14 protein-coding genes and 1 pseudogene are annotated in these 13,006 nt (G+C 40.0%); 12 read left to right on the plus strand and 3 right to left on the minus strand.

From position 1 onward, the window contains the following. Positions 1 to 145 precede the first annotated feature (145 nt). Both DI487_RS16540 and DI487_RS16545 read left to right on the plus strand, forming a co-directional pair. A pseudogene (locus DI487_RS16540) lies at positions 146 to 1,228 on the plus strand (Nramp family divalent metal transporter); the annotation flags it as partial. Positions 1,229 to 1,321: 93 nt separating this feature from the next. Beyond that, entirely contained in the window at positions 1,322 to 1,855 is a 534-nt protein-coding gene (locus tag DI487_RS16545) for a universal stress protein (RefSeq protein WP_308196694.1), read from the plus strand. Between the two features lie 193 nt (positions 1,856 to 2,048). Here DI487_RS16545 and DI487_RS05550 read toward each other — a convergent pair whose 3' ends face one another. The 3 genes from DI487_RS05550 to hppD all read right to left on the minus strand — a co-directional run bounded on the left by DI487_RS05550 (position 2,049) and on the right by hppD (position 4,617). Then, positions 2,049 to 2,459 (minus strand): OsmC family peroxiredoxin, encoded by a 411-nt coding sequence (locus DI487_RS05550; RefSeq protein WP_066434354.1) that lies wholly within the window; start codon positions 2,457 to 2,459, stop codon positions 2,049 to 2,051. Positions 2,460 to 2,559: 100 nt separating this feature from the next. Continuing rightward, positions 2,560 to 3,393, minus strand: a complete 834-nt coding sequence (locus tag DI487_RS05555; protein ID WP_066434353.1) for a helix-turn-helix domain-containing protein — start codon at positions 3,391 to 3,393, stop codon at positions 2,560 to 2,562. Between the two features lie 63 nt (positions 3,394 to 3,456). Then, the gene (gene hppD / locus DI487_RS05560) at positions 3,457 to 4,617 is read right to left on the minus strand and encodes a 4-hydroxyphenylpyruvate dioxygenase (protein ID WP_066434350.1); all 1,161 of its coding nucleotides are present in this window, start codon (positions 4,615 to 4,617) and stop codon (positions 3,457 to 3,459) included. A gap of 48 nt (positions 4,618 to 4,665) precedes the next feature. Here hppD and DI487_RS16000 point away from each other — a divergent pair, with 48 nt between their 5' ends. From DI487_RS16000 to DI487_RS05605, 10 genes are all read left to right on the plus strand, one after another. After that, complete coding sequence (locus DI487_RS16000; protein WP_218925784.1) at positions 4,666 to 4,836, plus strand: hypothetical protein; 171 nt, start codon at positions 4,666 to 4,668, stop codon at positions 4,834 to 4,836. A gap of 151 nt (positions 4,837 to 4,987) precedes the next feature. Continuing rightward, positions 4,988 to 5,209, plus strand: a complete 222-nt coding sequence (locus tag DI487_RS05565) for a heavy-metal-associated domain-containing protein (RefSeq protein WP_027384830.1) — start codon at positions 4,988 to 4,990, stop codon at positions 5,207 to 5,209. Positions 5,210 to 5,244: 35 nt separating this feature from the next. Further along, on the plus strand, positions 5,245 to 5,688 hold the full coding sequence (locus tag DI487_RS05570) for a DUF3347 domain-containing protein (RefSeq protein WP_082738211.1): 444 nt from the start codon (positions 5,245 to 5,247) through the stop codon (positions 5,686 to 5,688). 66 nt (positions 5,689 to 5,754) lie between these two features. Beyond that, a complete protein-coding gene (locus DI487_RS05575) occupies positions 5,755 to 8,055 on the plus strand; it encodes a multicopper oxidase family protein (RefSeq protein ID WP_066434340.1) in 2,301 nt (766 codons plus the stop codon). 163 nt (positions 8,056 to 8,218) lie between these two features. Continuing rightward, positions 8,219 to 9,415: an MFS transporter gene (locus tag DI487_RS05580; RefSeq protein WP_066434337.1), complete on the plus strand. Its 1,197-nt coding sequence runs from the start codon at positions 8,219 to 8,221 to the stop codon at positions 9,413 to 9,415. Between the two features lie 182 nt (positions 9,416 to 9,597). Then, complete coding sequence (locus DI487_RS05585; RefSeq protein ID WP_219071571.1) at positions 9,598 to 10,452, plus strand: heavy metal-binding domain-containing protein; 855 nt, start codon at positions 9,598 to 9,600, stop codon at positions 10,450 to 10,452. 122 nt (positions 10,453 to 10,574) lie between these two features. Next, a complete protein-coding gene (locus DI487_RS05590) occupies positions 10,575 to 10,796 on the plus strand; it encodes a heavy-metal-associated domain-containing protein (RefSeq protein ID WP_066434334.1) in 222 nt (73 codons plus the stop codon). 151 nt (positions 10,797 to 10,947) lie between these two features. Next, positions 10,948 to 11,775, plus strand: a complete 828-nt coding sequence (locus DI487_RS05595; protein ID WP_066434328.1) for an RteC domain-containing protein — start codon at positions 10,948 to 10,950, stop codon at positions 11,773 to 11,775. Between the two features lie 185 nt (positions 11,776 to 11,960). After that, entirely contained in the window at positions 11,961 to 12,728 is a 768-nt protein-coding gene (surE, locus tag DI487_RS05600; protein WP_109570616.1) for a 5'/3'-nucleotidase SurE, read from the plus strand. Between the two features lies 1 nt (position 12,729). Beyond that, entirely contained in the window at positions 12,730 to 13,005 is a 276-nt protein-coding gene (locus DI487_RS05605; protein WP_109568754.1) for a hypothetical protein, read from the plus strand. Position 13,006: the final 1 nt, after the last annotated feature.

Consider the following 13,006-nt stretch of genomic DNA (forward strand, 5'->3'; position numbering starts at 1 on the left):
CGATACGACCACTCCTGGTAAATCCCGTTGGCGGAGAGTACTGGCTTTTTTCGGGCCAGCTTATCTTGTCAGTGTTGGGTATATGGACCCAGGCAACTGGGCAACTGGTTTGGCGGGTGGCAGCCAGTTCTGATATTCATTACTTTGGGTTTTGTTGATGAGTAGCATTATGGGTTTATTGCTCCAGAGCTTGTCAGCAAGGTTGGGCATCGTTCGTAATAGGGATTTGGCACAGGCAAACCGGGAAACATACCCGAAGAAAATAAACTTTATACTGTATCTACTTGCAGAAATAGCTATTGTGGCCACAGACCTTGCTGAAATATTGGGTATGGCGATAGGCTTGCAATTACTTACAGGAATGCCCTTGATTTGGGGTGTTGCAATTACTGCGTTAGATACATTCTTGTTGATGACCCTACAAAAATGGGGAATGAGAAAACTAGAAGCCTTTATTATTGGATTGATATTCGTTATCGGAATGTCATTCCTTGTGCAAATATGGGTAGCTAATCCCAATGTAGGAGAAATAGCGACAGGACTGATACCACACATTCAGAACGATACAGCATTGTATATCGCCATCGGCATTATCGGTGCGACGGTAATGCCACATAATCTATACCTCCATTCTGCATTGGTACAGACAAGAAAGTTTAACCGTGATGACGCCAGCATCAAAAAAGCAATCAAGCTAAATTTTTGGGACAGTGCTATTGCATTAAATATGGCATTGTTTGTAAATGCTGCTATATTAATTCTTGCCGCTACGGTTTTTTACAAAACCGGGCGTTCTGATGTGGCGGAGCTAAAGCAGGCTTACGAGCTATTACCTCAACATTTCGGAAGTAATTTTACAGCCAAACTCTTTGCCGTAGCATTGATAGCTGCCGGGCAAAGCAGTACCATTACAGGTACGCTTGCCGGCCAAATCGTAATGGAGGGTTATCTGCGGTTTAGAATAAACCCTTTATTAAGAAGGCTTATCACGAGGTTACTCGCCATAGTTCCGGCAGCTTTGGTAATCCTAATCAATGGCGAGGACAATGTAGATAGCCTGCTTATCTTCAGCCAGGTGGTATTGAGTATGCAACTGGGTTTTGCAGTTATTCCACTTATACATTTTGTAAGTGATAAAAGGACAATGGGCAAATTTGCCATCAAGCCCTTGATAAAAATAACGGCTTGGGTTATAACAATCCTACTGGTGTATCTAAATTCCAAACTATTAGCAGAGGAAGCATTTAGTTTTTTTGCTACTTCAGGTAACATAGCTTGTAAAAGTTTAATCATTTTGGGTGGGATAGGTTTTATCATTTTGATGGCATATACTACGTTGTACCCATTATTCAGTAGAAAAGCCTTTTGTGAAATAACACCGCACGACAAGCCGGAGCCTTTGCAGCTACAACCATTCGTGCCATACCGGAATATTGCGCTTACTGTGGATTTTAAGACCCTTGACCACAAGGTTATCAACCACGCCATTACGCAGGGCGGTAAAGACAGCAGGTACACGCTCATTCATATCGTGGAGAGTGTGGCATCCGCATCGCACTTTCACGACAGTACCGACGAGGAAACTGTAAAAGACAGGGAGTTTTTGGAGGAATACGCAAAGCAGTTACAGGACAACGGATATTTTGCTGATGCAAAACTAGGCTTTGGAAGGACTGCCAATGCCATTGCCGAAATCGTCAATCAGTCCGGTGCTGAACTGGTGGTAATGGGTGCACACGGGCATAAGGGATTGAAAGATTTGTTGTACGGCGCAACCATAAATCAGGTAAGGCATTTGGTAAATGTACCTGTGCTGGTTATCCCTAAAGAAAACACTGAAATAGTAAAAATTTAACCTTTAAAAATTGATAATATGAATAAACTGAATTGTTGGAAGTGCGTACTGCTATTGTCGTCGCTTCTTGGGTTGTTAATCCAAAGTTCTTAAAGTACTTTATGTAAATATTGCAAACTAAAAAGTCACGGGATATACCGTGACTTTAATTTGATTAAACTAATGAACTCAATCCCCCAAAATTGACCTGATTTTAATTTAAGGTGGCAGTTAATGAAATTTCTAAATTATATGCTTTTCCTACAGGACACATTGCTTTTGACTGTTCAGCGTATTTTAAAAAATCTTCATTGGTTAAACCAGGTATTTCTGCATCCAGTACCAAATCGGAATTAGTAATATCGAAGCTTGTTGCGGTTATAGTACAGGATGTTTCAATTTTCTCTGCCTCTATACCGTTGCTCGTGAGGATATAATTTAATGTCATTGTGTAACAAGCTGCGTGCGCTGCCGCCATTAATTCTTCCGGATTAGTAGCAGTAGTTTCTCCTTCTGCTTTATTGTGTTTAAAAACACTTCTACCAATAGTAGAATGCGATGCATCAAAATTTCCATTTCCGTTTTTAAAATTACCTTGCCATTTAGCTGTGATTTTTGCTTTCATTGTACTCTATTTTTAATTACATAACAAAATTACTGCTTCAGAGAAAGGCTATCAATACACATACTTCACACTTAATAGGACATTTTACCCATAAGTAGGGTTACATTGAATTTCGGAATGTAAGAGGTGAAGAGCCCGTTTGTGATTTGAAAAAGCGAAGAAAATAAGAATAGTCTTCGTACCCGAGATAAACAGCGATTTCTTTAATGCTTAACGTTGTATTGACAAGTAATCTTTTTGCCTGAAGGATAATTCGATTTTTGATAATTGTATTTGGAGCAATCTGTTTTTCTGTTACTATTTTTCGGTTGAGGTTTTTAGGTGTAAGATTGAGCATAGATGCATAATCTGCTACGGAGTGGATAGTTCGATAATTTTGCTCTACCAATTGGCTAAATTTTCTCGCCAGCTCTTTATCGAATGATACGGGGTGATAAATATCGTAGTCCTTTTTTGCAAGAGTTCGGGTAGCAAAAATAACAACCTGCTTGATATAGGTCTTAATCATTTCTTCCGCCCAAAAATCTTTTACCGCAATTTCCTCTTTAATAGAAATAAGTATTTTTTGAAAAATGTCTCTTTGATGTGCGGTGAGCGCTATAAAAGGAAGTTCAAAAACGTTGTCGAAAAGAAGTCCGTCACAAGCAAGCTCTTTATCGTGAAAAGCGATACAATAGAAATTCGGGTTAAAATAAACAATGCTTCCTTCCGAATTTTTAGATATTTTGAATTGTTGCCCTATACTAAAGAAAAGCAATGTACTTTCTTCAAAATCATAGTCAACAAAATCAACATTAACACGTCCTTCTTTTAAGAAAACAATTTTATAATTCTCGTCAAACCAAACTGTGTTGCTTACAATCCCATCTGGCATTCCAAAAAAATCGAAATAACCTATCATTTTATCCTGATTGTTCTCGGTCGCTATATCCATTCTCCTTTTTATATAAACAACAAAGCCCTGAAATAAATCAGGACTTTGCTAAAGTTACAAAAATTATAATGTTCCTCTGCGTTCTTGCTCTCTTTCGATAGATTGGAACAATGCCTTAAAGTTTCCTGCGCCGAAACCTCTTGCACCCATTCTTTGAATAACCTCAAAGAAAAATGTAGGACGGTCTTCAACTGGTTTGGTAAAGATTTGTAACAAATAGCCCTCTTCGTCCGCATCAATCAGAATACCCAACTCCTGCAATTCCTTGATATCTTCTTTAAAGCGGTGCATATGCGCTTTTAAGCGTTCAGGAATGGCATCATAATACGCTTGTGGCGGTCTTGACAGAAATTCAACCCCTCTTGATTTCAGGTCGTTTACGGTCTTTACAATATCATCCGTAGTTACGGCAATATGCTGAACGCCCTCGCCCTCGTAAAATTCAAGGTACTCTTCAATCTGTGATTTCTTTTTGCCCTCTGCGGGTTCGTTTATCGGGAATTTAATTCTGCCGTTACCGTTTGCCATTACTTTAGACATCAGGGCAGAATATTCGGTAGAAACCTGCTTATCATCGAATGACAGGAAGTTCTCAAATCCCATTACATCCTCAAACCATTTTACCCAGGTGTCCATTTGGTTCCAGTCCACATTGCCCACCATATGGTCAATATATTTTAGTCCCGCAGGCGCAGGGTTATATTCGGTTTCCCATTGCTCATAGCCCGGCATAAATATACCGTTGTAGTTTTTGCGTTCGGTAAACATAAAAATCGTTTCGCCATACGCATAAATGCCCGATTGTACCACTTCGCCGTTTTCATCGGTAGTTACAGTTGGTTCCATATAGGCTTTAGCACCTCTTTTCGTGGTTTCTTCAAAGGCTTTGCGGGCATCTTCTACCCAAAGACCCACTACTTTGATGCCGTCGCCGTGCTTCTTTACGTGTCCGTTAATTTCGGAATTAGAGCGCATCCCGGTCGTTAATACCAGTCTCACTTTGTCCTGCTTTACCACGTAAGAAGCCCTGTCCTGTAAGCCTGTTTCCAGTCCGGCATACGCCAACGACTGAAACCCGAAAGCTGATTTGTAATAGTGAGCAGCCTGTTTCGCATTGCCTACATAAAATTCCACGTAGTCTGTTCCTAAAATCGGTAAAAAATCTTGTGCGCCCTCGAATATCTTATCCAAGCCATATTCGACGTTCTTTAAATCGTTTGTCATTATATATGATTTTTAAAAATTATGTTATGTGTGATTTTGCAATAAAGATTGTTGCACAAAGAAGATTTGTGCAATCGTGTTGGGGTTGGGAACCCGAAGCTACAACATAGCCCGATGCAAAACGGAGAGAAAGGTTTTGATAGCCATTTTATAAAACAGTTAGCGTTATACTTCGATAAAAGTATTCCGCTTATTCTGAACGAGCACTATAATCAGTAAAAGTCATAAAACAAAGCCGGAATATTACAAGCGGAACCGTTTTTGAAATGCAATCAGTAAATATCATAAATCAAACAAGGAATTTCACAAACAGCTTAGCGCATTATCTACCGATTTTTGTATCAGCAAAAACAAATAAAAGTTCAAGACAATGGAAAGCAAAAATCTTCAATTCAAGACAAACCTTAATTGCAGCAACTGTGTATCAAAAGTGCAGGCAGATTTAGATAACGCAGGCGGTATCTGCGAATGGAACGTTGATACGACCAACGCCGATAAAATCCTGACTGTAAAAGCAGAGGGCATTACCGAAGACGAGGTTGTCGCCATCATCAAGAAAAAAGGGTTTAAAGCTGAACCCATTTCAGAATAATCAGCCATTCACTCATTATTAAAAAGGATAAAAAAATGAAAAAGTTAATAGTAGCAATGACCGTAATGTTGTTTGGATTTTCTGCCTTTGCGCAAAATACAGGCAACCTGCTGAACAACTACATCAGCGTAAAAAATGCTTTGGTAAGCAGCGATAGTAAAGCGGCAAGCACCGCCATTAGCGCACTGAACGAAGCCGTTAAGAGCGAGGGCGATTTTGCACAGAAAGCAGAATTGCAGAAAGCCACCGACAAATTAAGTAAGGCAGGTAACAACCTTGAAAAGCAAAGAGCCGCTTTCAACGAAGTATCAACCGTACTGTGGAAAGTGGTAAAATCATCAGACAAAGTAAACCAACCCGTTTACTACCAATATTGCCCGATGAAAAAAGCATATTGGTTAAGCAAAGAAAAGGAGATTAAAAATCCTTACTACGGTTCTTCTATGCTTACTTGTGGTAAAGTTACCGAAACTAAATAATAACCCACAAAGGCATTGCTCAATGGGCAATGCCTTTTAATCTTTATAACCAATGCGATTTTTAAAATGGATAATCAAAAATTTCTTTACAAAAAGCTGTTGCCGCTAACCCTGTTGGCAATCTTTATATCACAAGTCAGCATTGCACAAAAGGTAGTTCATTACGACCTGTATGTAAAAGATACGCTTGTAAATTATGCGGGCAAGGAAAAGAGGGCAATTGCTGTAAACGGGCAAATCCCGATGCCCACGCTTGAATTTACAGAGGGCGACACGGCAGAAATCGTAGTGCATAACCAGTTAAAAGAAAGTACATCCCTGCACTGGCACGGCTTGTTCCTGCCGAATAAGGAAGACGGCGTACCTTTCTTAACGCAAATGCCGATTGAGCCGGGCGCAACTTATACTTACCGATTTCCGATTATTCAGAACGGAACGCATTGGTATCACTCACATTCGGGATTGCAGGAACAGATTGGAATGTACGGCAGCTTTATAATGCGCAAAAGGGCTGATGATAAAACATTTAGGAAAGGAATTGACGATTTACCGGAAATTCCCATAATGCTAAGCGAATGGACGAACCTGAAGCCCGAAAATGTACACCGTATGCTGCACGCAGCAAGCGACTGGTTTGCGATAAGGAAAGGCGCAACACAAAGCTACGCCGAAGCCATTAGAAGCGGAAAATTCAAAACCAAGCTGAACAACGAATGGAAGCGTATGTTGGCAATGGACGTGAGCGATGTGTATTACGACCGTGTAATGATGAACGGTAATCATCATACCGATTTAAAAAGCATTGACGGCAAGCCCTTAAAAGCAGGCGATAAAGTACGTTTACGCATTTCCAATGGGGGTGCATCGTCTTACTTTTGGCTGCGCTATGCAGGCGGTAAAATTACCGTAGTGGCGAGTGATGGCAACGATGTGGAGCCTGTGGAAGTGGACAGGCTGATTATTGCTGTATCGGAAACTTACGATGTGGTTGTTACCATTCCCGAGGACGGCAAAGCCTTTGAATTTATGGCAACCACCGAAGACCGTACCCAATCCACAAGCTATTTTATTGGCAACGGTACAAAACAATTGGTCGGGGAAATGCCACGCCTGAAATATTTTGAGGGTATGCAAATGATGAACGATATGATGAAGATGAACGGCGACCTGGAAGATATGGGAATGAATATGAGCCTGAACCAAATGGATATGAACGTAGTGATGTACCCGGAGATTACAGGCGAGGAAAAGAGCAAAAAAAACAAGGGTACAGCACCGTCTATGGAGCATCACGGCGACCATAAGATGAATAGCGACGAAGACCCCAACCGTTATAATGCTAATGCGTTGAGCGACATTAAAACGCTCAATTACGCAATGTTGAAATCGCCGCATAATACCACGCTTCCGGCTGATGCCCCGGTTAAGGAACTGAAATTTACCTTAACGGGAAATATGAACCGTTACGTTTGGAGTATGGATAACAAGGTTTTGGCAGAAACAGATAAGATACCTGTTAAAAAAGGCGAAGTATTGAGGATTACGATTTATAATAACTCAATGATGCGCCACCCGATACACCTGCACGGTTTTGATTTCAGGGTGCTGAATGAGCACGGCGAAAATGCACCGATGAAAAACATCATCGACATTATGCCGATGGAAACCGATACGATAGAGTTCCTTGCGAATACCGAGGGTGATTGGTTTTTCCATTGTCATATCCTGTATCATATGATGGCAGGTATGAATAGGGTTTTCGCTGTGGATGATTACAAAAATCCGTATTTACCCAATAAGGAAAAAGCATATAAAATGTTGCAGCGTGAAAGCAATATGCCACATTTGATGGCTCAAAGTGATTTTGCGACCAATGGTATTGACGGAGAAGCAATGTTGATGAACGCCCGTTACAGTTTGGGTACGGAATGGCGTTTAGGCTATAATGATATGCACGGCTATGAAGTGGAAACGCATTTGGGACGTTACATTGGTAAAATGCAATGGCTGATGCCTTTTGTCGGTTTCGATTGGCGATACCGCAGAATGGGAATGGACGAGCACGAGAAAAACCTCTTCGGACAGGTTAATAAAAAAGACAACCGAGCTGCTGTGAGCTTAGGGGTAATGTACACCTTGCCGATGTTGGTCAACGTACAGGCAGAAGTTTACCACGACGGTATTTTCAGGGTATCATTGATGCGGGAGGATATACCTATCTCCAGACGGTTAAGAGCCGGGTTTATGGTCAATACCGATTTGGAATATATGGCAGACCTGCGGTACATTTTGACGAGGCATATCGGTATCAGGGCGCACTATGATAGTGATATGGGCTTTGGTGCAGGACTTTCGCTCAATTACTAAAGGATTTCATTCATAAAATAGACAAAGGTTGTAGCGGTTATGCTATAACCTTTTTGCATTTACAATACCAGACTAAATCAGTAAACCTCACAAATCAAACAAGAAATATCACAATAGGCAGCCCGAAACAAATTGCCAATTTTGCATCATAAATTTTAAGATTATGACAGCAAAAATAAAATGGAACAACGTGTATCTACTGTTTACCTCGCAGGCGTTGTTCCAGACTGCATCCATATTGGTCATTACACTTTCGGGTGTGGTAGGCTTACAAATGGCTCCCGATAAAAATCTGGCGACCTTACCATTGGCAATGATTACCGTAGGTACGGCAGGTATGATGATACCCGCATCCCTCATTATTAGAAAATTAGGTCAGCGCAATGCCTTTATGATAGGTACACTGATAGGTGTTTTGTCGGGTTTGGTTTCGTGGTACGGTATTATCCAAAATTCCTTTTGGCTGTTTTCAGTGGGTAATATGCTCATTGGTACTTATCAAGGCTTTTCGCAATACTATCGTTTTGCGGCGGCTGATGCCATTCCCGACTATGCGAAAAGCAAGGCAATTTCTTTTGTTATTGCAGGTGGCATTGTTGCAGCATTCGCAGGACCCAACTTAGCGAGGTTTACGCAGCATTTAGGGGCGGTTCCTTACGCTTATCCCTACTTTTCTATTATCCTGTTAAGCGTGGTCGCTTTGGGTGTTGTTTCCTTTTTAAAGCTGCAAAGAACATCTGCGGTACAAACCAATGAAGCGGTAAAGAAAGGTCGCCCGTTAAAAGAAATCATTAAGAATAAAGATACCATACTTGCAATACTGGCATCATCTACCGCATTTGCCGTAATGGGAATGTCTATGACTGTTACCCCGATAGCAATGCACAGCGTAGGGCATTCGTCCGACAGCTCCGCAACGGTTATCCAGTGGCACGTATTAGGTATGTTCCTGCCGTCATTCTTTACAGGTATGCTTATTCAGAAATTCGGCGTTTACCGTATCATTATTTCCGGTTTGGCGATTTTGTTCCTGTACATCATCATTGCCCTGATGGGAACAGGCTTTGCGCATTTCGTTTCCGCATTGTTCATCGTGGGCTTAGGTTGGAACTTCCTGTTTATCGGCGGTTCGTCATTGCTTACCAAAGTGTACCGTCCCGAAGAGAAAGAAAAAACGCAGGCTTTCCACGATTTCACGGTTTTTGCAGTAATCAGTATTGCTAGCTTCTTTGCAGGCAGCCTGTTTAATTACTGGGGTTGGAATGGCGTAAACATTGTACTGATACCGATGCTTATCATCACATTGATAGCGGTTATCAGGATTGTAATGAGCCAAAAGAACAGCGTTAGCAATCAGTAAAAATCGTAAATCAAACAAAGAATATCACAATAGATACAACCCATTTAATGCGGAAATTTGTATTGTAATAAGAGAGATAAATAAATGAATAATTTAAAACCATATTACTAAGCACGGTTGTTTCACTGGCAGCGTTATCTGCCTGCAACAATTCAGAAAGTAATAATAAAAAATCAGAGGATATGAATGCACATCAGCACGCAAATCACGACAGCGCATACGCTTGTCCGATGCACCCGGAAGTAAAAGGAAACAAAGGCGATAAATGCCCTAAATGTGGTATGGCTTTGAGCCCTGTTAATAAAGAGAAAAGCCAGTATGAAGTAAAAGTGGCTGCCGACCCGCAAAATGTGGAAGCAGGTAAACCAACTAATCTATCCATCGCCATTAGTGAACACGGTAAAAATGTACCGTTGGAAGTAGTGCACGAAATGAAAATGCACCTTTTGGTAGTGAATGAAGAACTGACCTGGTTTGACCATATCCACCCCGAAGAACAGGCAGACGGTTCTTATAAGGTTTCAGAAACATTCCCTACAGCAGGTAAATACCTGTTATTTACCGACTACAAACCGAACGGAGCCGAGGGAGAGGTCAATAAGCAAACCATTGAGGTAAAAGGTACGGCAGCAACACAAACAGCCGATTTAAAGACAAAATTGGTTTCAACCGTAGATGGTTTTACGGTAACGCTGCTTAACGGCGAAGACTTTAAAACAAACAGAAATCAGGGCTTGCAATTTTCGGTAGAAAAGGACGGCAAGAAATTAGAGGAAAAGGATATGCAGAATTATCTCGGAGCGACTGCCCATATCGTAATGATAAGTAAAACTAATAAGGATTTTCTACATATACACCCGGTATCAAAAGAGAATTTCCCAATCTATGCCGAAACGCTTATCAAAAAAGCAGGGCTTTATAGATTGTGGGCACAGTTCAAAATAAACAATGTGGTACATACGGCAGATTTTACTATTACCGTATCAGAAGGCGAAAAATCGGTAGAAGACCACAGCCACCACACGCACAACCATTAATAGTCTGTAACAGGAAAACAGTAAAAGTCACAAATTAAACCCGGAATATCACAATAGCAGACTTCGGGATTATGTTGAATTTTGCGACAGTTCAAAACAATAGTAAATAAGTTTAAAAAAATATGGAAAATACAGAATTTCAGTTCAAGACCAATCTTAATTGTGGCGGTTGTGTATCAAAGGTAAAAGCGGATTTGGACAGTACCGACGGTATCTGCGAATGGAATGTAGATACAGCCAACAATGACAAAATTTTAACCGTAAAATCAGAGGGTATAACACAAGATGAAATAGTTGCCATCGTTAAGAAAAAAGGCTTTAAAGCAGAACCATTAGTGGTTTAATCTCTTAGCCCTATCCAGTTTTAATTAAGGATAGGGCTCTCTTATACTCAATCAATACATACTAAAATGAGGCAATTTATTGTGGGCTATCTGCAATTGCTGCCTCATTTTGTGCTTTTTAATTGGTTTCATACTTTAAATTTCGCTTTCGATGACAAATTATTACCAAACTATAATAAACGAATTAGACGATAGAATTAACGAATTGACCTATGAGCCAAGTAATTCATTGATATCGTATGAAAATGCAATTATATTAGTCTTGCAGAAACTTGAGGAGATAAAAAAATACATTAAGAAGAATGGATTTAAAGATGATGAAGCCGAAATACTTTTTTTCAAACAGCTAAAGCCTCAATTAGTATCGAAGCTCATCTACTTCAATGCCATTTACAAGATTGAAACAAAAAGACCACGAGGCGGCGATAAAATCATCAAGAAATATCTGAATGTTGAGCTTTCCAAAATCAAGAGGTATTTCGATGCTAATTTGGAATTTTACAAGTATTACAGAACCAACAGCACTCATCTGGACTATAAATTCTTTTTACGTGGCAAGCACGATATAAAGTTGAGTTTAGACACCTATTATTTTGAAGCAGACCATAATTTTGCAACCTCGCACGATTACAAGGTAGCTAAGATTATTGCCAACGACTTGATACAGGTTTACCTCGAAGACCAGTTGAGCAATAACAATCAGAGAAAGCTACTTGAAACGCCTCCCCTAAACTGGACAGGTAGTAAAACTTCACTCATTGAGTTGATTTATTCGCTGCATTCGCAGGGTTCAATTGACAATGGTAATGCAGATATAAAAATCATCGCCAAGACTTTTGAAAATATATTTAATATTGACTTAGGGGATTTCTACCATTCCTATTTGGAACTGAAAGGCAGGAAGATAAACCGAACAAAGTTCCTCGATAGTCTTCGGGATGCACTTATCAAAAGGATGGACGAGCAAGACGAAAAATAAAGGTAAAGTTTCACTGCTTTACCTTTATTTTTTATACATTTGCAGTAATGATTTACAAGGTAATTGAATGAAAGCAAGTGTAGTAAGCACCATTACTAAATCGTTACCGATAACTCTTTCGGTTCTTGTAAACTACTCTTTATTAGTCAGTTTTGACTAAATTAATCTTTTTAGCAAAAAAAATTATGGACAAACCCTTAATCTTAGTTACAAACGACGATAGTATAGTTTCACCCGGTATCCGAACCCTAATAGAAGTGATGAAAGAAATAGGACATGTTGCGGTAGTTGCTCCGGATAGTCCGCAAAGCGGAATGGGACATGCCATCACAATCAATAACACATTACACTTAGATAAAGTACTACTTGACAAAGACTTAGAGTACGAATACAGTTGTTCCGGTACTCCGGTAGATTGTGTCAAAATGGCGGTTCATGAAATTTTAAAAAGAAAACCGGATCTATGCGTTTCCGGGATTAACCACGGTTCTAATTCTTCTATTAATGTTATCTACTCAGGCACGATGTCGGCAGCTGTAGAAGCCGGAATTGAGGGTATTCCTGCAATCGGTTTTTCGCATTTAGATTACGGTTGGGACACCGATTTTGAACCGGTAAAAAAATATGTTAAGAAAATAGCCTTGGAGGTATTACAAAACGGGCTTCCTGACGGAATAGTTCTGAATGTTAATTTCCCTAAAGCTGACAAAGGAGAAATCAAAGGAATGAAAGTATGCCGACAGGCTAAAGCGATGTGGGTAGAAGAATTTGACAAACGCATCAATCCTCAGGGAAAAGAATATTATTGGTTAACCGGAGAATTTATCAATCAGGACAAAGGGCATGACACAGATGAATACGCATTAGAAAATGGCTTTGTATCAGTCGTTCCCGTACAGTTTGACCTAACAGCTCATCATGCTATTCAAACCTTAAACAATTGGGATTTATAATATGAAAAACAAGAAAGATATTTTTATCGGATTCTTATTGGGGCTTTTAGGAGGCTTCATCGGGTGTTTTATTGTACTGCAATTTTTTACAGAAGTAGGTTTTCTAAACGGGTTCACTGCGATGCGTCAGGCAGGAATGATCGGCAAAATCATTACCCTGGGAGCTGTACTGAATTTGATTTTATTTTTTATTTTACTGAATAAAAACAAAGAATTAATGGCAAGAGGTATAATCCTGGCAATGTTCTTTTTAACGGTTTTAACCCTAATCCTCTAAT

This window comes from Flavobacterium sediminis (assembly GCF_003148385.1).
GTDB lineage: Bacteria > Bacteroidota > Bacteroidia > Flavobacteriales > Flavobacteriaceae > Flavobacterium > Flavobacterium sediminis.

Excerpts from the sequence above, each read along its gene's own strand:
- DI487_RS05605 (WP_109568754.1), top strand. The coding sequence starts at position 12,730 with ATGAAAAACAAGAAAGATATTTTTATCGGATTCTTATTGGGGCTTTTA.
- DI487_RS05575 (WP_066434340.1), top strand. The coding sequence starts at position 5,755 with ATGGATAATCAAAAATTTCTTTACAAAAAGCTGTTGCCGCTAACCCTG.
- surE (WP_109570616.1), top strand. The coding sequence starts at position 11,961 with ATGGACAAACCCTTAATCTTAGTTACAAACGACGATAGTATAGTTTCA.
- DI487_RS05550 (WP_066434354.1), bottom strand. The coding sequence starts at position 2,459 with ATGAAAGCAAAAATCACAGCTAAATGGCAAGGTAATTTTAAAAACGGA.
- DI487_RS05585 (WP_219071571.1), top strand. The coding sequence starts at position 9,598 with ATGAATGCACATCAGCACGCAAATCACGACAGCGCATACGCTTGTCCG.
- DI487_RS16545 (WP_308196694.1), top strand. The coding sequence starts at position 1,322 with ATGGCATATACTACGTTGTACCCATTATTCAGTAGAAAAGCCTTTTGT.
- DI487_RS05570 (WP_082738211.1), top strand. The coding sequence starts at position 5,245 with ATGAAAAAGTTAATAGTAGCAATGACCGTAATGTTGTTTGGATTTTCT.
- DI487_RS05580 (WP_066434337.1), top strand. The coding sequence starts at position 8,219 with ATGACAGCAAAAATAAAATGGAACAACGTGTATCTACTGTTTACCTCG.
- DI487_RS05555 (WP_066434353.1), bottom strand. The coding sequence starts at position 3,393 with ATGGATATAGCGACCGAGAACAATCAGGATAAAATGATAGGTTATTTC.
- hppD (WP_066434350.1), bottom strand. The coding sequence starts at position 4,617 with ATGACAAACGATTTAAAGAACGTCGAATATGGCTTGGATAAGATATTC.
- DI487_RS05590 (WP_066434334.1), top strand. The coding sequence starts at position 10,575 with ATGGAAAATACAGAATTTCAGTTCAAGACCAATCTTAATTGTGGCGGT.
- DI487_RS05565 (WP_027384830.1), top strand. The coding sequence starts at position 4,988 with ATGGAAAGCAAAAATCTTCAATTCAAGACAAACCTTAATTGCAGCAAC.
- DI487_RS05595 (WP_066434328.1), top strand. The coding sequence starts at position 10,948 with ATGACAAATTATTACCAAACTATAATAAACGAATTAGACGATAGAATT.